The organism is Desulfogranum aggregans, assembly GCF_055398265.1.
In genome coordinates this window covers 3,853,643-3,876,688 of record NZ_AP042447.1, presented here as the reverse complement: position 1 = coordinate 3,876,688, position 23,046 = coordinate 3,853,643, and the positions used below count along the sequence as shown (strand labels likewise).

Below are 23,046 nucleotides of genomic sequence, written 5' to 3'. Positions count from 1 at the left end.
GCACTACCCCCTCTCCAACAGCTTATTGAGGGTCGCCAAACCTTTCTCAGGGTCACGATTCTGGACAGCAACCCAGCGGGTCAGCACCTCTACCGGCCCCCCATTCACCATACATTGCTCAGCCATTGCCACCCCTTCCCGAATGGAAGACGCCTTGCCGGTAAGCTCAAACAGGAAACCGCTGTTAAGCAGCACCGCGTCCCTACGGGCCCGATTGCCCTGCCCCCGAAGCAGGGTCACCATTCCCTGTGCCGCATCCTCCAGGCTGCCATCTGCGGCAAGCGCCTGTGGCGGGTGTTGCTGTAGCCCGCACTCTTCGGGGGTGCAGGAAAACTCCGTAATCACGCCATCGACGAGCCGGGCCCCAAAAGTAGGGCCGCACACCGAAGCTTCGTCCATCCCTTTCCTGCTGCCCTCAATGGCTCCGTAGACTACCGTTGCCCTGGTGTAGCCGATGGAGCGCATCACTCGTGCAACCGGCAGGATCAGCTCCTTGGCATACACACCCCGCACTGCCATTTTCGGCAACGCGGGATTCGCCAGCGAGGCGGCAATATTGAGCGGAGAGCCGAAATATATCTGACTAAGGATCCTTCCCAATGCCAGTGGATGGACCTTTGGGCTCATTCCGTTAAACAGCCCCACCCCCACTTTATCTATGGCGTCAGCCACATAGGCAACATCGCACTCAACATCGACGCCCAAAGCCTCAACAATGTCCACCGTCCCGCAGGATGAGGTAATCCCTCTGGCCCCGTGACGGGCCACCCGTACCCCCCCGGCAGCCGCGACAAGCGAGGCAGCGGTACTGATGTTAAAGGTCTTGTAGGTATCCATGCCGGTGCCGCAGTTATCCACCACCGGCCCTTCGGTGGTGAGGGTTACCTTGGTCGTGTCCAGTTCATAGATGGCCTGCCAGCCGCCGGCGACTTCGTCGGCCGTCTCCCCCTTTCCGGTAAGTGCAGCAAGAAAGGCCCCTTGCTGCATCTCCGTCACCTCATTATTGACCACCTGACAGAAGGCGGCATAGGCCTCCTCTCCACTGAGGTCTTCACCGTGGACCAACCGGGTTATCACCTGCCCGAAGGCTCTATTTTTTATCCTATCCATATACTGTTTCCCTGTGGTTATCCAGCTGCGCCGGTCTTTTACCTCCCACACTGCAAACGACGCACCGACGCACCTTTGGCGTACGTCCTGCGGCAAAGCGGGCGGAATACTCCATTTTATTTTTTTAGAGAAATGACAACACAGGTATCCAGCGGTGGCTGTGGAACTAGGTCGTGACAACCCTCTGGCTCAGGCAGGCTTTCTGACTTACGAAGGATGCCAACAGCGACGGCCTTCCCGGAAATATCTACTTCCAGTGACTCCCCAACAGGGGGATGCTTCCCGTATTGCGCGGGCAACATTCGCTATGGACTTCGAATACAGCAATGACTGGCTTGTGACGGATTCTCACCGCCTTTCCTTTTACCATACCATGTATGCACCTGAACCATTGCAATATACAAGAACCTCTTGTTTTTTCAATGGCTATAAGAATCTCTACAGGTGCTGGTTGCCGGGAGAGGAGCGTCAAGCTCCCAAAGGGAAGCACCCTGACCTGGGGTGCTGGGCGAGAGGACGGTCAGGGTGCTGTCTTCAATGAAGGAGAGATGAAGACACTTTTATAATAATTATTCTCATCCCGGTTGTCAATTGAGCGCTTGCAACAATTCAGTTGCCGAAAACCGTTGATCAGTAAGGGAAGGGGCAAGAACAGCACAGGTGCAAGGCGATGCCGTGGGACTAACGATTCCCCTCAGCGCCGTTTTTCGCTGCAGTTCTCGTCGTAACCTGCTATCTTTTTCCTTGGGCCGACCGGTGACTCCCTTTTACTCACTGGCGCAGGCCGGGCTTTCCCTCTGTTTTCCCAACCGTCCAATCACCGAGCAGCAGCATGAAATGAACAACGTATTACTTGAGGACGAGTCCCTCAGAGATGGTTTACAGCTTGAGCCCCAAGTTCTCCCTGTAGAAGAAAAAGCGCACCTTTTTCACCTTCTCGCCGATGCTGGGCTGCAGCGCATTCAACTCGGTTCCTTTGTCAACCCCAGGCTCGTTCCTCAAATGGCGGATACCGATGCCCTTGTTCGGTTCGCCAGAAACAGAGAGAGGGTCACCACCACCGCCTTGGTCCTCAACACTCTCGGTTTAGACAGGGCCATGGATTGCGGGCTCACCCACCTCACCGTCTCCGTCTCAGCAAGCAATGCCCACAGCGCCAAAAACGTCGGCAAATCGCATACTGCCGCTTTACAGGAAATCCTCCCCCTCATACGCCGAGCGACTGCCGCCGGCATCACCGTTCGCGCTGGAGTGCAGTGTGCCTTTGGCTGCATCGAAGAAGGCGCGGTTCCAACCGCTCGCATTGTGCAGGCCCTTGAAGGCATGGTGGCTGCGGGAGCCCGAGAAGTCAACCTGGCCGACACCCCCGGAATGGCCACTCCCTACCAGGTAAAAAAAATGATCCACCAGGTGAACAAAGAACTGCCGGAGCCTACCCTTTCTCTGCACCTGCACGACACGAGAGGGCTCGGTATCGCCAATATGCTTGCCGGATACGAGGCGGGTGTTCGCCTATTCGACACCAGCGTCGGCGGCCTCGGCGGCTGCCCCTTTGTTGATGGAGTCGGCGGCAACATCCCCACTGAAGATGCAGCCTACCTCTTTGCCTCATTGGGGGTTGCTACCGGTATCGACCTGAAAAAGCTCTGCCAAGCGGTCACGGCCTATGAGCAGCACCTGGGACGCAAACTCCACGGCCACCTCTGCCCGCTGCTTAAATCCCTCCCCGACGGAACAGCCGGTCTCTACCCGACCCTCTCTTCCCCCGCAAGGCCATCAACGTGACCACTTCAGATCGCAACCTGCCGTTGACCGGAATACGGGTGCTTGAGCTGGGCCATACGGTCATGGGCCCGACCTGCGGCATGATCCTGGCAGACCTAGGTGCAGAGGTCTACAAGGTCGAGCCCATCGGCGATGGCGACCCCACCCGTTCACTCGGCGGATTCGGTTCAGCGTTCTTCCCCTGCTTCAACCGCAATAAACAAAGCCTGTCTTTGGATCTGAAAGCTTCTGCAGGCAGAAACCTCTTCCTTGACCTTGTCGCAACCGCAGATATCCTGATCGAGAACTATGCCCCCGGCACCATGGAGCGTCTCGGCCTGGATTACCCTTCCTGCAGCAAGCGCAATCAGGGCCTCATTTACTGTTCCCTGAAAGGGTTCATGCCGGGCCCCTACGCTCATCGTCCCGCCCTGGATGAAGTGGTACAGATGATGGGCGGCCTGGCCTATATGACCGGCCCGACAGGCCAACCGCTGCGGGCTGGAAGCTCAATAACCGATATCTTTGCCGGGAGTTTTGGCGTTATCGGCATCCTGACAGCCCTGCATGAACGCACAACAACCGGCAAGGGGAAACACGTCCAGTCTACCCTTTTTGAATCAGTCGCCTTTCTGGTCAGCCAGCACATAGGCGTAGCCGCCATCTCCGGAACGCCGCCCCCGCCGATGCCGGAGAGGGGCCGGGCATGGGCAATATACGACCTGTTCACCACCGCGGACAACAGACAAGTTTTTGTCGGCATCACCTCGGAACAACAATGGCAGCGCATGTGTTCGGCCTTTGGCTTTCAGGACTGGGCCAACGACCGCCGCCTTGCCTCCAACCAGGATCGAATCAACGCCCGTGAACGGCTACTCCCGGCCTTGGCCGAACGATTTGCCGGGTTTACTGAGGAGCAACTCCTCGCGACAGCAGACAGGGCGAGGATACCCTGCGCGCCGGTGAACCAACCCATGGACCTGGTCAATGACCCCCACCTGCTAAAAACAGACGGTCTTGTTGCGGTCCAGACACCCAACGGCAAGACGGCAATGCTGCCCCGCATCCCCCTGCAGATGAACGGCGCAGGTTTTCCTCTTCGCAGCCAGCCTCCGGCAGTCGGTAACGGTACCCGGGCTGTCTGTCGCGCATTAGGCTTGCCTGAGGAGGAAATCGAGCAGTTGATCAGTACCAATGTTATTGAAGTCGATGATTGAATGCTTTAGCGCTCCCGTTAACCCGGCTGCTCTGGACTTCGCTGCTGCTGTCAAAGGTGTCCGGTGCGGGCAAGCGAGCTGCTCGGGTGAAATAAAAGCTTGATTAAACACGAATCATTCTTAAGAGTTGTGGAATACCTATACGACATTTCCACGCTCCCGCTGCCTTCTACCAGCGGAAACTGCAGAAAAACATTCTGCATGAGCTATTCATTGCAACAGGAGTAATTTAATGGCGAAAATCAAGGTCAAAAACCCCATCGTTGAGCTGGACGGCGATGAAATGACCAGAATAATCTGGGACTTCATCAAGAAAAAACTCATCCTGCCGTACCTGGATGTTGATATCAAATACTTCGATCTATCCATCCAGAAACGTGACGAAACCAACGACCAGATAACGGTTGATGCGGCCAACGCGATTAAGCAATACGGCGTGGGCGTCAAATGCGCCACCATCACCCCCGATGAGGCAAGGGTCAAGGAATTCAACCTCAAAGAGATGTGGAAATCCCCGAATGGGACTATCCGTAATATTATCGGCGGCACGGTCTTTCGCCAGCCGATCATCTGCGACAATATTCCCCGCCTGGTCCCGGGCTGGAAAAAACCCATTGTTATCGGCAGGCATGCTTTCGGCGACCAGTACCGTGCCACCGATTTTGTTGTTCCGGGTCCCGGCAAGCTGACCATGCGATTCGAGCCCGCTGACGGGAGCGAAGCGGTGGAGTACGAGGTATTTGATTTTCCGGGCAGCGGTTGTGCAATGGGCATGTACAACCTGGACGAATCCATTCGAGGCTTTGCCCGATCCTGCATGAATTACGGATTGAACCTGGGATGGCCGGTCTACCTGTCCACCAAGAACACGATCCTGAAAAAATATGACGGCCGCTTTAAGGATCTCTTTCAGGAGGTCTTTGAGCAGGAATTTGCCGACCGTTTTGCGGCCGCAGGTATTACCTACGAACACCGGCTCATCGATGACATGGTTGCCGCCGCCCTCAAATGGGAGGGAGGATTTGTCTGGGCCTGTAAAAACTATGACGGTGATGTCCAGTCGGATACCGTTGCCCAGGGTTTCGGTTCCCTCGGCCTCATGACCTCCGTGCTGATGACAGAAGACGGCAAAACCGTTGAAGCCGAAGCAGCCCATGGCACCGTCACCCGCCACTACCGGGAGCACCAGAAGGGCAACAAGACCTCGACCAATCCCATTGCCTCCATCTTTGCCTGGACCCGAGGTCTGGCCTACCGAGGCAAATACGATGACACCCCCGAGGTAGTCGGCTTTGCACAGACCCTGGAACAGGTATGCATCGATACCGTCGAATCAGGATACATGACCAAGGACCTGGCCTTACTGGTGGAAGGCGACCAGCCGTTTCTCACCACCGAGGAATTCCTGGCCAAACTCGACCTAAACCTGCAGGCTGCCCTCAAGCGTTAAAAGAGGATACCAAGCACCACAGGAGGCAGAACCTCTTCCGAGGCTCTGCCTCCTCCCACCGCTTATTAGGACGTCCCTGGGAATCTCTGCTGGGCTGGTGCTTTTGCACCACCATTAAAGGTGCATATGCACCAATGGACCGCCTCTCTTCTCTGCCCGCCCCCTACTGACTCGCAACTATTTATTTTTTAATATTTTTTTTAAACCAACCTTCCCCTGCAGCTGGCACGTTTACTGCTTCTCCCCCTATAAATGCACCATCACGGAACCATCTTCAGGGAGGTTGAACATGCCGAGTAATCGAATTTCCACCAAGCCACAGGATCCGAACAAGCTGATCGTGACCAGGGAACGTGCACGCTACCTGGCAGATCTAAGCCAAATGGATGCAAAGGAATTTGCAGGAAAAAGAGTAGGCGAAGTCCATGAGTTGCTCAAGTGGCGAGTCGACCCGGAGCTGCTGCTTTTCCGAAGGGTATGCGGACGGGTCGTCAAACAGGATGCCAACGGCTCCTTCTGTCCGGTACCCGGGGCGACCGTCCGAGTGGAGGACACGGACTGTTCCTTTCTCGGTTATTTTCCCCTGGGATCTCCTTTTTTCTGGCTTTTTCCCTTCAAGTGCAGACGCGAGGAAATAGCCGTTGTCACCACTGACAGCTGCGGACATTTTTGCGTCAACCTGCCTTACTGGGACATAGACAGGTTACTCAGGCTGCGAAAAATACGCCTGTGCCTGTACGATCTGTATCGCCCAAGGCTCAAAGACCTGCTGGAATTGCTGCCGGAGCCGCCGGTTATCAAAGATCCCCGGCCGGAACCGGACCCGCTCCCGATCAAGCCCTGCTGCCTGGAACATATCGAACAGGTTCGGGTTAATTTCGGCGAAGAAATTACCGACCAGCTGCGCGTGTTCGCGGAAATGCCTGAATTCGGCTCCTCGGCGGCAGAGGTTGCATCGCTCATGGAGACTCCGCTTCCCAGTACACCGCCACCGCTGCACACGCTCATGCAGCAGAAAAAAGACCGTGATTTCAGCGCAGCGGCCGCCGCAACCGGGATGGATAAAAAAGCACTGGCCAAGGTCGATTTTGCCCGGTTCAAAGGGCCCTTTATCCGCTGCCGCGACGCATGGGTAGCGGAGTGGACCCCTGTTCTTGATGTCCCGGACATCACCTTCACGGTCACTCAGGATATCGACGCAGACGGAGCAGAAGAGACCATCTACAGTGAAGGTTTCTTTGATGTGCGCTGGAATGCCCCCTCCTTTCTCAAGGTCACCCTGGTTGCCAATGCCAATGCCCTGTGCGTTCCCATCTGTGAACCTGTTCCGGAAATACCGTGTGCCGATATTCCGGTGATCAACACCGCAGGCTATATGCCCCTGGCCAACAGCCACCATGATGACGGGACAGGCTACGGCCGAAGGGTCAATCGACCGGTCAGCGTGCCAGGCGACTATCCGCCGCCTCCGGCAACTGGAATGGGCGCCAACAACGGCGTGGCCCCCTATGCAGCCTCGCTCAACCTGCACGGGTGCCATCGAATAAAAAAAGCCACCCATTATCGACTGACGTATCGACTTAACGGGGTCGGCATCCCCGTACCCTTCACCGGTCTCTCCTGGTGGGCACCGAGATCGGCGGCTTCTCCCGGTCCTCCTATCCACGTGGTTCCGGACCCGGAAGGATGGTACCCTATCCTCGATGCCGCCCTGATTGAGCATCCCAGCTGGCTGCTCCACTGGAATACGCGCCGCTTCCCCAACGGTACCTACGAGTTGCGCCTGGAAACCGGCCGGTTGACCGCCAGCGGGATGAAAATAACCAGCACCAGCGATCCGCGCACCTTCACCGTGGACAACAGCAAACCTGAGGCTGGATTTCTGGAAATACGGTGGCGCTATGAAGACGTTGGCGGTTCATGGACTGACGCCAACTCCAACCTGCTCCCGGCTATTTGCCCGGTCATAGAACGTGATCCAGTACGGGGAGCCGTACGCGTGCGAGTCAGCTGGCGGGCAACAGCCGCCCATCTGCGGGACGCCCATCTCTCCTTTACCGGATGCGGCGCAGGCAATCCGCTCCTGGTACAGCCAACACCTGCTGCCCCTGACATCGAAGCATACAGGCATTGGCATACCTCCGCTCTTGACAACACCGTCCTTCAGACCAACGAGTACCGGTTACCATCAACCTTGGCCCCCGGCTGCTACAGCTTGTGGATTTTTGCCGCCAGCAGGGCCTTTAACCCGAGTGGGTTCGATCACGGCCCAGGTTCGAACTGGTTGATCAACCAGACCCTGTTGTGGAGAAGAACACACCGGGCAATATCCCTGGTGAATCTCTGATATCCAGGGTTCTTTGTGATCGGCAGGAGGCAGTGGCACGCCTTCTGCCGCTGCCGGCTGCGCAATGAACACCGCAGCTTTCCTTAGCAACCTACACCCCTGGAGGTTTCCATGCCGGTCTATCCCGTAGAAAACTATGTACTCCGTTATGATCTTGATCAGGAAAAAACGTGGATCATCGTCCACTACAAGAAAGATGGCAGATGGAGAAATGTCAACTGGTTTCCCCCGCAGGAAAATGCCGTGTATATAGCGGACATGCTCCGCAATGAAAAACCGGTCTACTACGTTGAAAACAGTGGCGGCAGGAAATGGTTGACCACCTCGTCAGAAGAAATCGGTGAGGAGGAGACCTGACGTCTTTACCACAGGACAGGTGACCTGGCCGAGTAGCCTTCCGCCCACTCATCAGGTCACCTGGGGCAAGCAGCAGTCCATTTCCCCATCAGCATAACTTCCCAGGTTTTTTTCTGCTACGGGTATCATTTATCGTGGAGTTGGTGGATTGCATACTCCAGGCAGCCGTTCTCTTACCGGACTTGGCACGGCAATAGGCAAGCATGGTCTTGCCGCTTTTGTTCTTATAGCTGTTTACCTGGGAGCAGGAAAAAATCACCCCAAACAGCGAGAAATTGAGTACAATGCCTCGACGAAATCGATCGTGGGATCGGGTGGTAAGCCTGCAAATGCAAACCATTGAACGACCAATCAGCAGACCGTTTCCGCCAGTCACCCCCGCCCCGCCTTACCAAACTTACCGGTACATACCATGAAAAACTGCTTGCTTGTCCTCCTCATCAGTATACTGCTCACTACTGCATCCTGGGCCGGAAGGGCACGAATTGAAACAATAACCGACAACCCCTATGTCTCAGCCATGGTTGTGGACGCCGAAAATGGTCAGGTCCTGTTTGAAGAAAACGGCAACGCTTCGATTTACCCCGCCTCAGTACTGAAGATGATGGTCCTGCTCCTGGTTCTTGAGCAGATTGAACAGGGGAAGCATACCCTTGATGAAATGGTCCAGGTCACCAACGAAGCCGCCAGAATGGGAGGCTCGCAGGTCTATCTTGATCCCTCCGAACAATTTTCCGTTGAAAACCTGCTCTATGCCCTGGCTATCCAGTCCGCCAATGATGCGGCTGTGGCCCTGGCTGTGCACACTGCCGGCTCTAAGGCAGCGTTTGTTTCGTTGATGAACCAACGTGCACAGGAACTGGGCATGCTCAATACCCGTTTTCATTCAGTCCACGGCCTGCCGCCTGCTGAAGGTCAGCTCCCTGACCGCACCACTGCCAGGGATCTGGTCCTGCTTTTTCGTGAACTGGCCAGCAGGCCGGAAACCTTTACCTACACCGGCACCAGGGAGCGTGCCTTTCGCGACGGTGCGTTTATGATGCGCACCCATAATCACTTGCTCAACCAGGTGGTTGGATGTGACGGGTTCAAAACGGGGTATTTCAGGGCTGCCGGTTTTTCCATAGCCGCCACCGCCAAACGAGACGGCGTGCGCCTCATCGTGCTCGTTCTCGGGAGTGAGGATCGGCATGTACGGGATGCAAAGGCTGCAGAACTGTTGGCCAAGGGGTTTGCCATGGTACCGCCAAAACCAGCGAAAGCGGTGCAGGTGGTTGACGGCGCGCCTGTGCAAAAACCCAAACAGGTTGCCGATACGGGTGCACAACAGGCGCACGCGCGCGAAACCGAAGAAACCAGTGAAACCAGCAGGCAACAAACGACAAAAGATCAGGCAGACGGAAAAGTAGGCATATTTTTTTACGGTTTCTTTGCGGGGCTGATCCCCTCGCTCTTGCTGGTTTTCCTCAGGGGTCGAAGACGCCCGAAACGCAATCGCCGCATTTCGTGATCAACGACCAGTCGATGAACGCTTGCCCATGGCGTCCATCATCTTTTTTGGGGGGAGTTTTTCCATCAGGTCGTGTAAGTGATTGTTAAAATGCTGAGAGTCGCTATCCACCTTGATATCGTTCACGGTCAGTGGTCTGGAGAGGGTTAATCCGCAGAGTTCACGACACCGACTCAGGGCAACATAGGTCTGGCCATAGGCAAAAGCTCCTCTCCCCAAATCCAAGTGCACCTTTTCAATGGTTTTCCCCTGGCTTTTATGGATAGTGATCGCCCAGGCGAGGACCAGTGGATACTGTCGGTAACTGCCAATTTCCACTCGCTCTATTCTCTGTGCTTTTTCATTCCACTGGTACCGAAAATTTGACCAGGTAGTCTTCCCCACCTCGACGATCTCCCCACTTGCCTGCAATTTCACCTCTATTCCCCTGTCGACGCGGTGAACGTTTCCCACCGTTCCATTGACCCAGCGTTTTTCCGGATCATTGCGGGTAAACATTACCTGGGCTCCTTTTTTTAGATACAGGGAAAGCGGTGAGGGCAGGTTTGCAATATTGGCCGGATAATCTCCGGCCAGCTCACCGTCAAAACGGAAAGTCCGTCCAGGAAGCTGTAACAGTGCTGACCTGTTTGCCTTTTCCGCCTCCTCTCTTCTGGGTACCAGCCACACGGCACCTGATGTCCGCTGAGCAGTTATGCTGCAACCTGAATTGATAACCTGCAGGGCTGCATCCAGGTTCGCGCCCTCGCGGATGTCGGCTAGCACGTCTACGAACACGGCATCAGCCTGCCTGAAGGTTCTGGTCAGCTCAACAGCATAGTAGGGAATGGAAGTCTCGGTCAAGGAGCGGGCCGCATAGAACTTGCTCTGCCCGCCGTAGTGTTTATCGAAAAGGTCAGCCACCCCCGGCTTAACCACCGGTGGCAATTGAAACAGGTCGCCGACCAGCACCACGGGTAAACCGCCGAACGGCTTGTCCACACCACGGTTCTTCCGTAAAAAAGCACTCACTCCATCCAGGAGATTGGCGTTTACCATGGATATTTCATCGATGATCAGCAACTTGGCCTTGCGTATATCCAGCCGATGCGGGGCAGAACGGATACTCCGCTGGATTATCCACTGCAGAGGGAGTTGAAAGAGGGAATGAATGGTCTTCCCCTCAATATTGGCGGCAGCTATGGTTGTCGGGGCGGCAAGCAGCACACGCCCTGCATAGTGATGGAGCAACCAGTGGATAAAGGTACTCTTCCCTGTCCCGGCCCCGCCGGTAACAAACACCATCGGATACTCTGCCTCAATGAGCTGCTTGACAAAGCGGTACTCTGGCAACTCCTCGATTTCTTCAATCTCTATCCCTGCGCCGGTGATGCTCAATTGTCCTGGAACAGTTTTTGATCTCCTGGCGCCCAGAATACCGGGTTTCCCCCATGTTTTTTTTCCTGCACCCGAGGCTTTTTTAAAGACAAAACCCGCTGCCGTCGCCAAAGCGATTAGAGAAAAAGGGTCCATGTAGTATCGTGGCAGAGTTATTCTTCGCGCTGTCACCCACAGGCCCCGGACCAGAAAAAACAGGTACGGCACGTGTTGATGAGCATTTCATATGCTGAGCGCTGCCCATATCGCCACCATACCATACTTTTTCATACATGCCCTCCTCACCTGCAGCCGCATTCCCGCGTTCCAGAGCAGTACAGGCGCAACGCGTCAATATGCCGGAGTTTACTGCAAGTACATCAATAGGTTGCCAACGCAGCAGATGTGCGGGTTTCGGACACCCTGCAGGTAGGATGGTGAGCCTGACTATTCGGCTGCACACGAAATATATCCTCATTGAACAGGATAGGAGCTCAACGGAGCCCCTGAGGTATCACTGATTCAGGTAGGCCTTCATGGTAGTTCTGATTGTGGAGGGGGAAGGCAAAAAATACCACTGGATTGATGCCAGTTTTGACGGTTGATGCAACTCTAGGGGCAAAAACATTGCAGGAAGGACTGTTGCAAATGCAACGACCGCAGAGGCACTGATGGCTTACGGTCATTTGCTCTATTCGACATCCACCTCCTTGCCACCAATCACTTCAAGGGCCTTATCAACGGTAAAGGTAAGCAGAAACCGTTCTTTCAACTGCCCGTCTTTTTTCGATACAGGAGGTCTGCGTGAAAGCGCATTGATCTGCTCCTGATCGGTGGATTCTTTGATCAGCCGGAGAAATAGCCGTACGCCTTTGTATCCATGGTCACACTCGAGAAACATGTAGTTGGCATGAGGATTTGAACGAAGATTGGCATGTGTCAAGCGGTCTCCGGTAATAAAGGACACCGTTTCCGGTTCCAGGAAATGCGGCTTGGCATAAATGGCAGTGTCTACCCTGCCTTCAGCATCTGCCGTGGCCATGATTCCCACTCCGGATGCATTAGAAAAATACTCTTGTAAATTCATCATTCCCCCATCAAAAATTAGGTCCCGCCCCAAATGGGGCAGGATCGATCAGGCTACCAACGCTCTGTGCCGATGAGTTGGTTCACATCCATGCACTGGGCTTTTTCTTCTTCAGTCAGGTCTTCTTTGGCTTTGATATTTTTAATGTCCTTAAGATAACAGGCATATTCCTTTCCATCTTTATCCCGCAGCCACACCATAGATTCGTATCCACCACCGCTGCTGCTCATGTTTTGGTATTCTTTATTCAGATCGGTCATTGTCTTTACCTCATGGTAGTCATTGGTTTATCTTCATTAAGGCACTGCTTCATCAAACGGTACTTCTTCATCTTTGATTTATCTTCGGGTGGTTACCACCTTTCCGTGCCGATAATCTCATTCACATTCATACACTGTTTCTTTTCTTCTTCGCTCAACTCTTCGCGGTCTCTCAAGTCGCCCTTGAGTACGTCCACGGAACATACAAACTCCCTTCCTTCCTTATCTTTAATCCATGCGAGTGATTCATATCCAGACATGATGTTCTCCGTTTGTAGTAGGTTGTAGGAGGAGTTTCTTCCCTGTTGCTTTACACAGTAAACATGCGCCCCTCAACTTCAATAAGAGCAAAAAAAGGAAATAAAGATAGTCTATACTACCACTAATTACAGAATTTCACCCTCCAGCTCTTGGGAAGGCAGACAAAGCTTTTCTTTTTTACCAAGCGTGGTACGCTGGCGACTTTCCCCCGTACGTCTCTCACGAAAAAAGTGCAAGGGTTGCAACGGATAGATCCATGCTGGGCTTCACCCTGCATGGTGCTATTTTACAATTGACAACACACTCCCGAAAGGATAATCTTTATCAATTGAAAATTATAATCAACTACGCCGAGTGATAACGAACATAACGCCAGATAAGCGCCTGGAACAAATGATACATCGCCTCAAGGAGAATGATCATCGTATCACTCCCCAGCGGTACGCTATCCTGCAGGTACTCTCCCGAAGCGATAATCATCCTTCTGCTGAAGCTATATACGAGCAACTCGTTACGCAGTACCCTACCATGAGTTTGGCTACGGTATATAAAACCCTCAATCTTCTCAAACAAAATGGAGAAGTGCTTGAATTGGAGTTCAGTGAAATGGGGAATCGTTATGATGGGAACAAGCCCTATCCGCACCCCCATGTCATATGCACAGGTTGTGGAACCATCATAGATCCTTCCATGCAGGATCTTGAACAACTCACCAACAAGATGATGCAGGAAACCGGCTTTCAGATATTCAGCCACCGTCTCGACTTCTACGGACTGTGTCCGGCATGCCAAAAAAAATAGTTTTTTTTGCCAGATAATGGAGAATCATTTTCCGTAAAAAGAATATGCTCGAGCCGGAAACGTAAACTGTTCACCTGTTCGATGGTGCCTCTTGCCTCAGCTTAAGAAAACGTGGCGCACAGGGCCTGTCTGCAGATAACCTACTGATTGTGTAGTCAATCAGTCACCAACCAATCCTTTCCGAGGGCATGCATGATGCTTCCTGACGGGGGATTTATTTCACAGGGGAGGCTGTCTATGAAAATTCTTAAAATCAACCACCTTGGTATTGCGGTCAATAGCATTGAAGAGGGCAAGAAATTCTGGGGCGACGTCCTGGGGCTTGAGTTTGAGGGTGCAGAGACCGTAGAGGAACAAAAAGTCACCACCGCCTTTTTCCCGGTGGGAGAAAGCGAGGTCGAGCTGTTAGAGTCCACCTCTCCAGACGGTCCGGTGGCCAAATTCATCGAGCGCAAGGGTGCGGGCTTCCAGCACGTTGCCTTCCAGGTGGAAAACATTGAAGAGGCCTTGGCCGAGCTCAAGGAAAAGGGCATCAAGCTTATTGACGAAACTCCGCGAATTGGAGCTGGCGGGGCAAAGATTGCCTTTCTCCATCCAAAAGCCACGGGCGGCATACTCGTCGAACTCTGCGAACGCCATTAATCCTGCTTTTGTTTCCTACGCTGCTGGTACCGGGGCACCTCCCGCGTACCAGCAGGCCGTGACTCTCGCTGTCCCATAATTCCACGCCATTCTTTACGTCAAAGAACACCCAGAATCCACCCTTCGATCCGGGCAGCACGCAGCTGATCAGGAGATATCTTGGGAGAGAGATACGTTCCAAGGCTGCCGTGGAGATCAGCCTGACGCAGCCAGGCAGCTGCCGCATAGGCATCCTGTTGGTCGGATGTACGCCCGTTTCGGGAAAACCTTCCCTTCCACAGAGAAGGATACACTTCTGCCAGAGCAGAACAATTAGGAGGAATATCCCACCCGTCAAAGGGCCAGCAGTGAAGTTGGCCTCCAAGTTGTTGCCGTAGAAAGCGCAGCCAGGGAATACCTGCGTGGGTTGACTTGGCTACTGAACCGGGTACATCAAAATGAAAGACCGATTTCGCTCGAGCACGCACTTCGGTCAACCGGCGCCAACGAGCATTACCAGAACGCTTTTCTCCCTCGCCGCACAGCCCCTGCCTAACGAATTCAACGCGGGTGTTTTCCCCATCCGTCGGCCAATGCCGGCAAAAATCCTCAAGAAAAGCCGGCCAATCAGGTTTCAATCCATGCATTTCGAAATAATCCAATGGAAAGGAGAAGCCATGGTCAATGCCGACAAACGTCGGTACCTCTTTGGCCAAATTATGCGCCAGCCAGTTGGCCGCCCCGCGGCGAGTCCACTTTTTTTTCGAACCGGGCGGCGGAACCACTTCCTGCGGCAGGGATTTCCGGTCCGCCATATAGATCCTCAGGCCTTGCAAACCGGAATCCGGAGTCTGCGCGCCTGAATAATCAATACCCACAAAGCGGCTGAAGGAGGGGATGGTCATCAGTTATTCTCTGGTTTGCTCATATTTGCTGAATCATTTCATTCGACGGCAATAAGTGGTTCCACCGTGTAATGGACACCTCAGCAAATACCGTACGGGCTGAGCCGATAGGAGCCTTGTGGCAGGTGCGCAAGTAAAACCGTCCGCCTGATAAATAGCGTATTGCGCCTGAACGCTGTTGCGGTTCTCTCTTTTACCCTTACCTTTTACTGGTGAACATGCAGTGAGGTGCTACTGCCAAACCACCTAACTATTTTTCATGGAAAGGAAGGAGGGTAATTATATGTCAACACAACAGTCGTTCACCAAAATTGAGAAAGACATTCTGCCAAAATTCCGAAAGGATATGAATCTTTCCGAGTCCACTGAAGACGTGAAAAAATTCTTCACCTACTCCATGCAAAGCCTTCTTTCCCAGGCGCTTTCCGAAAATTTCGCACCAAACTTTGAAGACATACAACTACAGCCAGACCAAAGCCCCCCCTTTCATCTGAGTGATGATCTAACAGGACTTGATGCTTTTGCTGCCATTTGGAAAGATTCTGATCTGGAAGAAATCCTACATCGTTTTGCTCACATAGCGAAAAACCGCCACGACCATCTTGCGAAAAAACCAGAGAAAACAGAAGCAAAAATTAGAATGTAATCCGTGTCATCTACCTGCAGAGATCCTACGGGTCCGTAGGGCGGATAAAAGCTTCTGGCTTGCGTAACGCCTTAAGGCACAAAAAGCATAAAAATTTCTTGCCGTACCCAAGGTGCCGCAAACTCAAGAAGAGCAGCCATGCTGCTCTTTTTTCCGTACAGCGCAGGCAACCCAGCTATGGGTTGCCGCTCCTGCTACACCGCCAACGTTTCAGCCGCTTTTTCATAGTCGTCTGCTTTGACGTAGATAAGATAACCGTAGCTTCCCCGCCCGTCGGTTACCCCACTGGTTGCGTATATATTTATTCCTGCTTCATATAATTGCCGATGCAACCTCGCCAAAGCTCCCAACTCATCATCACCACGGACTAGAAAGGCGTGGTGCGGTCCTTCAGTAATCATTCCCGCGGCTTCCGCTTCATGAATAAATGTAAGCGGTTCCTCGGGAAAAATAGCCAGCTGTGTTGAATTAGGCCCCACTGGAACGGCAGAGAAAGCGAGTTGATTTATTCCCCTGTCCGCCAACATATTGAGTAACTTATATGCCTCTCCCGGCAGATCTGGAACGGTTACGTAATAGTATTGCACCTTCTGGATAGTACACGACATATTCCCTCCTTTTTCTGGCCTTGAAAAGAGATCCCACTCCCGACCTATATATAATCTAATCATGGGTCACCTTCGTTCAACCTACCAATCGCCAGGCCCCGCCATGTAAAAAAGTTGAAATGCTGCAACTGTATGCGCAGTCCTTCATACTTTTCGTCGGTGTGCTCTCCTTTGTCTTTGCCATTATTCTCTTTTCTGCTCTTGCCCTGTCCCCCTGCAGGCTTTAGTTTAAGATAAACCCATTATTTCTTTAACGTTAGCTCGAGAGGATACCTATGCTGCCCAGTGTGAAGAAGATACTTTATGCTACCGACCTGTCAGAAAATGCTAAGCATGCCGCTGGATACGCGGCGTTGCTGGCTGATAAACTGGATGCAGAAATAACCGTGCTGCACGTGGTTGATGACTTGAGTTCATCAGGGAGGAATCTGGTTGCAGACTACCTCTCGGAGGAACAGCTCAAGGAACTGGAGGCCCACAAATCAAGCAAGTACAAGGAATTGATGACCAATCGCATCAGTCGGTTTTGCAGCGAAGTCGAAGGGGAGATAAAAGAATGTAAGTTTTTCGCTGAACGAACCCTGCTCAGAGAAGGGAATCCTGCACAGGAAATTATCGAGGAGGCTCATAGCGGGGGCTATGACATGGTCATTATGGGAACGCACGGGCTTGGAGCATTGACCGGCGTCCTCATGGGCAACACTGCCCGACGTGTGGTCAGGAGATGCCAAGTACCGGTAACGGTCATCCGCTTGCCTAAGGGAGAATAGGCCTCCCAGCCGGTCAGGTCTCTCTTTTTTTGCCATATGATGCACGCCCCCGGCAAGCCGGTAGCACGGTGCAGTAAACGTGCAGCATGCAGTGTAAAGCCCCCCGAAAGACACGCTTATTTTCGGGGGCAATAGACTTTTTGCCCCCTGCCATGAGTTCCCCGGTGGACTCACTTATGACAAGGCACGACAAAGCATCCTTTCCAGGAAATTCAATGCTCTGCCGGCACGCTTTTCCTCATCCGGGATAAAGGATACGCCCCTCCTTTCCCTGCCGAGAAGTGGTCCTTTTTACTTTTTGTGCTTCATTCTCTGACGCTGAAGAACCATCTCGTTATGCGCCTTGTTGCGCAGGTAGTCCTGCCTCCTGAGCTCATTGGTAATAATTCTACTGCGTTCCATTTTTGCTCTGTACTGCTGTACTTTCCAATCCGCCCTTGCCTGCTTGACTCGCATACGGTTTTTTGTGTACTCCGAGGGCCGGCTGAACACATCGTCCATCAAGGAACGGCGCGCCTCAGCCATAGAGACCCAGCAAAAAACCAGTGCGGCAATGATCAATACGACTCGCATATATCCTCCTCAAAAAAGGCTGAAAGCCACATGCATATCTACTACTCTATACCCTCTTACTCGTAAAAAAAAGGTACCGCGTCACCTTTGCGCATCACTTTTACACTCAGCCCCCTTAAATGCCCACTCTTCAACAATTGATTGAGTTGAGGTGTTGGCAGAAGAGTTAACGACGAAAGATAACTGCCCGGTAACAACATTTAACGGCATCAGCCAATGAAGGTTCATATTTGCCGGACGAGGTTGACCCAAAAATCAAATCCAATCCTCTCCTGCTCAAGCCGGATCCGGTCGCCCCAATGGTTATGGAGGAGCTGACGGTATAAGATGTTTTCCTCATGGGTCAACCGTTCGAGATGGGTACTTTCAGGCTGGGTTTCAATTCCCCAAAGTTGCCGATGGCGCAGGAGGGTCTCCTCATCCATGAGAAAAGACATGGCGTGCGGAAATAATCCACGCAGCTGATTGAGGATGGCAAAGCCATGTGTATCGATATCTCCCCAATAATAGATATCCTTTTGCTGAAGCCATGCGGAGGTAGCGAGATTATCAAAGCCGTACCCAGCCCCGAAAATCACCATTGCCTCCGGGACCAACGGAAAGGCGAGAAAATTGATTTCATTTTCAGTAATGAATATTTTCGTCACCGGCAGGTCAAGTGAGGAAAAAGCAGCCTGCGTCAAGGTAATGTCTTGATCAACATCCTGATCAAAATACGCAGGCAGCAGCCTGATAGCGCGGTCCAATACCCGAAAACGCACCCGGGCGGGTTTCTCCAGGAAGCCGTAGCGGCGGCAGAATCCGGAGACGCCCGTGTAGGTTGCTTCAACGGCTTCCCCCGGCAAAGCAAGATCAAGCAGCTCGGTGAGCACGCCTCGATGTCCTTCAATCAACTTGGTATGCACTCCCGGCAGGTCAACCTGACGCAGGTACATGGCCGGACGGGGGTGCTCACGCAGCCAGTCGACAACCGCCAGCAGCTGTGGCCAGTCATCAGCCAGCTGCAACGCCCGCAGCGGCCGCCTGGTCAGCCAGGCGACCAGTTCGGGTTGCCGCTCGCCGGTCATTTCAACCAATGCTGTAAACTGCTTGGCCTCCCTCCGTTTGCCGATCAGCCCGAGTGCATCTTCCAGCGTATCAACCCAAATTTGCGTAGGGATGTCGTTTGCCCCGAGCACCCGGTGGTTGACCCTGCGCCATTCTATTCGATAGGGACCCGCGGCGGCTGACAATCGGGCGATCCATTCCCGCACCTCGGGAAAGCGTTCGCTCAGCTCACGGGAACTTGGGCCCCTGAACGGTAGACGTCTGGGGAAAACAGCCTCACCACCGGATAGGCAGGCCAGCAACAGGCCACGATCCCAGAGCCTCTGCACCTGCGCTTTAAGGTCAGCCGGCGTCGTCCACTTCATCCCTGTACCCGTTGCTTCTCGGCCCGGTATTCCTCGATGCTCAGGTTGCGCAGTACAGAGTTGCGCCCGTCCTCATTATGAACAAATCCCACACTGGCGACAAACGGTTCGATAATGTGGATTTTCTGCAGCGGGGTGACGATCAGCAGCTGCAGATTGAGTTGTGAGAACAGCTGCAAACCATACTGCGCCGATTCATCAGAACCGCGCCCAAACGCCTCGTCGATCACCACAAAGCGGAATGATCGCGAGCGCACAGCCCCCCATTCCAGACCGAACTGGTAGGCCAGGCTGGCGGCAAGCACGGTATAGGCGAGTTTTTCCTTCTGTCCGCCCGATTTCCCGCCGGAATCCGCATAGTGTTCATGTTCGGTGTCGTCCTCACGCCAACGCTCGCTGGCGGCAAAAACAAACCAGTTGCGCACATCGGTTACCTTGGCCGTCCAGCGCCGATCCAGATCGGAATGCTCTTCCCGGCCTCGAAAACGTTCAATGATACGCTTTACCTGTAAAAATTTTGCCTCCGAATACTGCGTATCCTCTGAACCGGTAAGCGCCCCTTCGGTACAGGCGCGCAATTCGGTCTGGAAATCACGGATGTCGGCATCGAGATTCATCTGTGCTTCGAGGCTGATATACCGACCGGGATTGTAGTCAATCTGGGTGAGCGATTCATTGATCTGGGCAATCCGTTCCTTGATGGTCTCCCGTTCACGGGCCAGCTGGGATTGAAAATTCGCCACCTCCCGAATAGTATTCTCATTCAGGAGTTCCTTGAAGCGCCCCTCAAAGCGTGGCAGGTCGTCGGCCTGCAGCCTGTCAAGCATCGCCCTGAACTCAGGGCCGGCGGCGATACTGACATCCACCTCCCTGGTTTCCAGGGGCCATTCGCTCCTGTACTCGGTCATCGCCTTGATGATCTTATCGGACAGCCGTTTACTCTTTGCGTCTTCGGCGTCAATTTTGGTCTGCAGCCACTCGCGCATATCGCGCTCACGGTTGTCACAGGATTCAACCGTCAGCACATGCTGGCCAAGCGCCTCCTCCCGCATCGATTCCAGCAGCGCAAAACGCTCGGCAGCATCCTCCGCTGCCTGTGCCACCAGGTCTTGCGCCTGCTGCTGCAGCTCTTTAGCGGCAGTGATTTTCTGCTCTGTCTTGGAGCGTTTATCCTTTCGCTCGTCCAGCCGCTGCTCGGTTTGCTTCAGCGCACCTTCCAGCTCGGCCAGTTGCAGTGTAAGGGACTTGAGCAGGTCAGAGGCAGCTTCAAGCTCTCGCTTCTCATCTGCAAGGCGCTCGATGGCCACTGCTACCGGTTTCCAGTCCAGATCACGGAAGTCTGCGTGTTCGTCCAGCTTGGAGAGGATCGAAAGACGCTCCTTGAGACTAGCCTGTTCCTGCTCCAGGGTACTGATACGGCTGGCGAGTTCACCAAGCAATATTTCCTGCTGCTTGGCCTCCCTCTCCAATGCCTCGATTTTCTCGGCATTGCTCCATCCCAGCACATAGCGGCGCCGATCATTGAGGCGGTGGCGGTCATCCTTTTCATGCCGCTCTCCGGGGGCCTTGATTTGTCCAGCCCTGGTGATAGCCCGTCGCTCCCGGCGAAACTGCTCCTGGGACTGGCAGCAGGCCAGGTCAAACCGATGCGCCACCTCCCGTTCAATCCATTCGTAAACCGGTGAATCCGGTTTCACTTGCAGCTTGCGCACCAGAGAATCGGGATGCAGCCCTGGCAGCTCCCCGCGTCCCCGCTTACGCACCCGAAAATAAACCAATCTTCCCCGCAGGTGGGTTTGGTCAACCCATTGTGCCACCGTGGGGTAATACTGGTCCGGAACCAGCAGTGACAGGCCGAAACCGTGGAGCAGTCGTTCAATGGCTCCTTCCCACTCGCGTTCCTCCTCCCGAACCTGCAGCAACTCGCCGGCAAAAGGCATCTCTTCTTCAGCCAGATCCAGGGCCTGGCAGAGCGAACGCCGCATGGCGATCTGTTTTTCGTCAATATTGCTGACCCGGGCTTTCAACCCTTTGATTTCCGTTTGCAACAGCTCATATTCCTGCCGCCCTTGCACAAATTCAACTTCGGCCTGGGTCCGGTTATTCTGCACCGTGGCCTCCGCTTCTTCGGTTGTTTCGCGCCAGGTTGCAATGGCTGACCGCTGGCGAAGAAACTCCTCTTCGGTCGCGGCAGGATGCTCTCCCAGTGAGCGCACCAACTCCTCATACCGGCCGGCTCTCAGTCGACGCCGCTCCAGCTCACCCTGTTGTTGCTTGATCTCCTTTTCGATACGTTCAATCCGGTCGCCGCCATTGTCCGCAATACTTTGGCGAAGCTCCCGCTCCTGCCCTTGCTGAGTGCGGCGTTGTTCCTCCAGCCGTCCGATGGCAACCTGATGCCGGGTGACCTCCTCAGCCAACGAAACGAGCCTTTTCTCCAACAGGTCAAGTTTTAAGACGGCAAACCAGGGTCGCAGGGCATCACGGCAGGCTCGCAGCTCTTCAGCCGCGTGCACCAGCTCCCGGTAACGTTCACAATCAGCGACCAGAGGCTCCAGCATCTCGACCTGCCGTTTGGCCTTGATCACCGCGGCATGGGCCCGGCTAAGGTCTTCGAAGTGGCCGATCAGGGCAGCAATGCGCGGCGCCACATCAAAGGGCTCCAGCATGTGGCTGCGCACAAAGTCGGTCAGGTTGCCGATGGACTTGAGGGAAACAGTCTGATGGAACAGGTCCAATGCCTGCTCGTTGTCGATACCGAATCGGCGACGGAACCAGGCACCATAGGGCGGGAAGCTGTCGAACAGCTCGATACCATTGCCACGCAGCTGCTTACGGAGGCCGGCCATCTCGCTGCCGAATCCGGAAAAATCGGCCGCAATAGAAAGGTCTCGTTCACAGGCAGCATACAATCGGGCCGGCTGTGCATGCGCGTCCTTCATCCAGAAAACCTGCGCCAGGGTGACAATTTTCTTGTAGCCAGCATTGTAGAAAACACCGAGCACGACCGAATAACTGTTGAAATCGCGCAGGGCAACGGGCTTGGCGCTGCCTAAGGTTTCCTGCCGTTCTGATTTGTAATAGCCAAGCACATAGGAACGAAGCGACCGTTCGCGACTATCGGCACCCGCTGCTTTATTATAGGCAACGCGATGGCTCGGCACCAGCAAGGTGGTGACCGCATCGACCAGCGTCGATTTGCCGGATCCTATATCACCGGTGAGGAGACTGTTTTTCCCTTCCGGATGCAGCGTCCAGACCCGGCCGTCAAAGGTCCCCCAATTAAACACCTCAAGCCGCTGCAGGCGGAATCCGGCCAGCCGGTCGTCGGCAAGAAACTCGAGAAAAAGTGGTTCAGCCATCCTCGCCTCCCTCCATGTCCCCGGTCATTTGCTGCCGGTACTCCTCCAACCGCTCATCAAATTCAGCCAGCCATTGGGCGTCGATATACGCCTTGATGATACGCCGCACCTCAATCATCCCTTTTTGCCCGCGCAGGCGGCGAATAAAACCCAATTCGGCAATTTTGTTTAAGGTGGCATCGACCTGATTGATCAACTTGACCTCGTTGCTGCCGGCCGGTAAAAAAATCCGGACCAGCTCCACCACCTCATCGCGGGAAAGGATCAGACGGGTTTCACCGCCAACGGCGTCAAATTCAGCGAGCTTTTTGCGCAGGAGCGCGAGCAACAGGCTGACCGGGTACGAGAGCTGCCGCCGGGCAACCAATCGCGGGGTAGCTGCTTCCTCATCCTCTGCGACTTCCTGCCGGGAGCGTAAGAAGGCATATCCCTCGGCCTCGTCGAGCACCAAATCCAGGCCGAGCACCGCCACGTAATCCCGCACACTCGCCTGCTGCTGGAGCAGGGAACCCCATAACCCCGGTTTTTCCTCTTCGTAGATCACCCCCTTAAGTAGCGGCACCACGACGAACGAGATTTCCTGAATCGGGCTAATGCGATGATCCGTATCGGTTGCAGTAAAGCTCATG

General features: G+C 54.1%; 21 protein-coding genes and 1 riboswitch. Of the genes, 10 read left to right on the top strand and 11 right to left on the bottom strand.

All coding sequences use genetic code 11. The features are described 5' to 3' along the window. Nucleotides 1-3 precede the first annotated feature (3 nt). Nucleotides 4-1,110: an anthranilate phosphoribosyltransferase gene (trpD, locus tag ACZ52Z_RS17075; protein ID WP_464267980.1), complete on the bottom strand. Its 1,107-nt coding sequence runs from the start codon at nt 1,108-1,110 to the stop codon at nt 4-6. A gap of 175 nt (nt 1,111-1,285) precedes the next feature. Continuing rightward, nucleotides 1,286-1,512, bottom strand: a riboswitch (cobalamin riboswitch). Between the two features lie 435 nt (nt 1,513-1,947). Here trpD and ACZ52Z_RS17070 point away from each other — a divergent pair. The 6 genes from ACZ52Z_RS17070 to ACZ52Z_RS17045 all read left to right on the top strand — a co-directional run bounded on the left by ACZ52Z_RS17070 (nt 1,948) and on the right by ACZ52Z_RS17045 (nt 9,755). Beyond that, nucleotides 1,948-2,895 (top strand): hydroxymethylglutaryl-CoA lyase, encoded by a 948-nt coding sequence (locus ACZ52Z_RS17070; RefSeq protein WP_464267979.1) that lies wholly within the window; start codon nt 1,948-1,950, stop codon nt 2,893-2,895. Next, on the top strand, nt 2,886-4,091 hold the full coding sequence (locus tag ACZ52Z_RS17065; RefSeq protein ID WP_464270813.1) for a CaiB/BaiF CoA transferase family protein: 1,206 nt from the start codon (nt 2,886-2,888) through the stop codon (nt 4,089-4,091). The genes ACZ52Z_RS17070 and ACZ52Z_RS17065 overlap by 10 nt, the downstream gene beginning before the upstream one ends. A gap of 232 nt (nt 4,092-4,323) precedes the next feature. Next, the gene (locus ACZ52Z_RS17060) at nt 4,324-5,541 is read left to right on the top strand and encodes an NADP-dependent isocitrate dehydrogenase (protein WP_464267978.1); all 1,218 of its coding nucleotides are present in this window, start codon (nt 4,324-4,326) and stop codon (nt 5,539-5,541) included. Between the two features lie 289 nt (nt 5,542-5,830). Then, nucleotides 5,831-7,888 (top strand): hypothetical protein, encoded by a 2,058-nt coding sequence (locus ACZ52Z_RS17055; protein WP_464267977.1) that lies wholly within the window; start codon nt 5,831-5,833, stop codon nt 7,886-7,888. A 111-nt stretch (nt 7,889-7,999) separates the two neighbouring features. Then, nucleotides 8,000-8,245, top strand: coding sequence for a hypothetical protein (locus ACZ52Z_RS17050; protein WP_464267976.1), 246 nt, complete (start codon nt 8,000-8,002; stop codon nt 8,243-8,245). A 412-nt stretch (nt 8,246-8,657) separates the two neighbouring features. Then, complete coding sequence (locus tag ACZ52Z_RS17045) at nt 8,658-9,755, top strand: D-alanyl-D-alanine carboxypeptidase family protein (RefSeq protein ID WP_464267975.1); 1,098 nt, start codon at nt 8,658-8,660, stop codon at nt 9,753-9,755. Here the strand turns inward: ACZ52Z_RS17045 and ACZ52Z_RS17040 are convergent, their stop codons facing one another. The 4 genes from ACZ52Z_RS17040 to ACZ52Z_RS17025 all read right to left on the bottom strand — a co-directional run bounded on the left by ACZ52Z_RS17040 (nt 9,756) and on the right by ACZ52Z_RS17025 (nt 12,718). After that, the gene (locus ACZ52Z_RS17040; protein WP_464267974.1) at nt 9,756-11,267 is read right to left on the bottom strand and encodes an ATP-dependent DNA helicase; all 1,512 of its coding nucleotides are present in this window, start codon (nt 11,265-11,267) and stop codon (nt 9,756-9,758) included. 535 nt (nt 11,268-11,802) lie between these two features. Further along, nucleotides 11,803-12,201: a pyridoxamine 5'-phosphate oxidase family protein gene (locus ACZ52Z_RS17035; protein ID WP_464267973.1), complete on the bottom strand. Its 399-nt coding sequence runs from the start codon at nt 12,199-12,201 to the stop codon at nt 11,803-11,805. Between the two features lie 50 nt (nt 12,202-12,251). Then, nucleotides 12,252-12,458: a hypothetical protein gene (locus ACZ52Z_RS17030; RefSeq protein WP_464267972.1), complete on the bottom strand. Its 207-nt coding sequence runs from the start codon at nt 12,456-12,458 to the stop codon at nt 12,252-12,254. Nucleotides 12,459-12,550: 92 nt separating this feature from the next. Then, a complete protein-coding gene (locus ACZ52Z_RS17025; protein ID WP_464267971.1) occupies nt 12,551-12,718 on the bottom strand; it encodes a hypothetical protein in 168 nt (55 codons plus the stop codon). A gap of 394 nt (nt 12,719-13,112) precedes the next feature. Between ACZ52Z_RS17025 and ACZ52Z_RS17020 the strand changes: the two genes are divergently transcribed. After that, nucleotides 13,113-13,520, top strand: coding sequence for a Fur family transcriptional regulator (locus tag ACZ52Z_RS17020; protein WP_464267970.1), 408 nt, complete (start codon nt 13,113-13,115; stop codon nt 13,518-13,520). A gap of 237 nt (nt 13,521-13,757) precedes the next feature. Beyond that, nucleotides 13,758-14,162, top strand: a complete 405-nt coding sequence (gene mce / locus ACZ52Z_RS17015) for a methylmalonyl-CoA epimerase (RefSeq protein ID WP_464267969.1) — start codon at nt 13,758-13,760, stop codon at nt 14,160-14,162. Between the two features lie 98 nt (nt 14,163-14,260). Here the strand turns inward: mce and ACZ52Z_RS17010 are convergent, their stop codons facing one another. Next, nucleotides 14,261-15,046, bottom strand: a complete 786-nt coding sequence (locus ACZ52Z_RS17010; RefSeq protein ID WP_464267968.1) for a hypothetical protein — start codon at nt 15,044-15,046, stop codon at nt 14,261-14,263. Nucleotides 15,047-15,329: 283 nt separating this feature from the next. Between ACZ52Z_RS17010 and ACZ52Z_RS17005 the strand changes: the two genes are divergently transcribed. Further along, entirely contained in the window at nt 15,330-15,692 is a 363-nt protein-coding gene (locus ACZ52Z_RS17005) for a hypothetical protein (protein ID WP_464267967.1), read from the top strand. Nucleotides 15,693-15,886: 194 nt separating this feature from the next. Here ACZ52Z_RS17005 and ACZ52Z_RS17000 read toward each other — a convergent pair whose 3' ends face one another. Next, a complete protein-coding gene (locus ACZ52Z_RS17000) occupies nt 15,887-16,300 on the bottom strand; it encodes a hypothetical protein (protein WP_464267966.1) in 414 nt (137 codons plus the stop codon). Nucleotides 16,301-16,587: 287 nt separating this feature from the next. Here ACZ52Z_RS17000 and ACZ52Z_RS16995 point away from each other — a divergent pair, with 287 nt between their 5' ends. Continuing rightward, nucleotides 16,588-17,070, top strand: a complete 483-nt coding sequence (locus tag ACZ52Z_RS16995; RefSeq protein ID WP_464267965.1) for a universal stress protein — start codon at nt 16,588-16,590, stop codon at nt 17,068-17,070. Between the two features lie 291 nt (nt 17,071-17,361). Here the strand turns inward: ACZ52Z_RS16995 and ACZ52Z_RS16990 are convergent, their stop codons facing one another. From ACZ52Z_RS16990 to ACZ52Z_RS16975, 4 genes are all read right to left on the bottom strand, one after another. Next, entirely contained in the window at nt 17,362-17,643 is a 282-nt protein-coding gene (locus ACZ52Z_RS16990; RefSeq protein ID WP_464267964.1) for a hypothetical protein, read from the bottom strand. A gap of 224 nt (nt 17,644-17,867) precedes the next feature. Beyond that, nucleotides 17,868-19,055 (bottom strand): DUF3322 domain-containing protein, encoded by a 1,188-nt coding sequence (locus ACZ52Z_RS16985; RefSeq protein ID WP_464267963.1) that lies wholly within the window; start codon nt 19,053-19,055, stop codon nt 17,868-17,870. Beyond that, nucleotides 19,052-22,417: an ATP-binding protein gene (locus tag ACZ52Z_RS16980; protein WP_464267962.1), complete on the bottom strand. Its 3,366-nt coding sequence runs from the start codon at nt 22,415-22,417 to the stop codon at nt 19,052-19,054. The genes ACZ52Z_RS16985 and ACZ52Z_RS16980 overlap by 4 nt, the downstream gene beginning before the upstream one ends. Then, nucleotides 22,410-23,045, bottom strand: a complete 636-nt coding sequence (locus tag ACZ52Z_RS16975; protein WP_464267961.1) for a DUF4194 domain-containing protein — start codon at nt 23,043-23,045, stop codon at nt 22,410-22,412. The genes ACZ52Z_RS16980 and ACZ52Z_RS16975 overlap by 8 nt, the downstream gene beginning before the upstream one ends. Between the last annotated feature and the right edge of the window lies 1 nt (nt 23,046).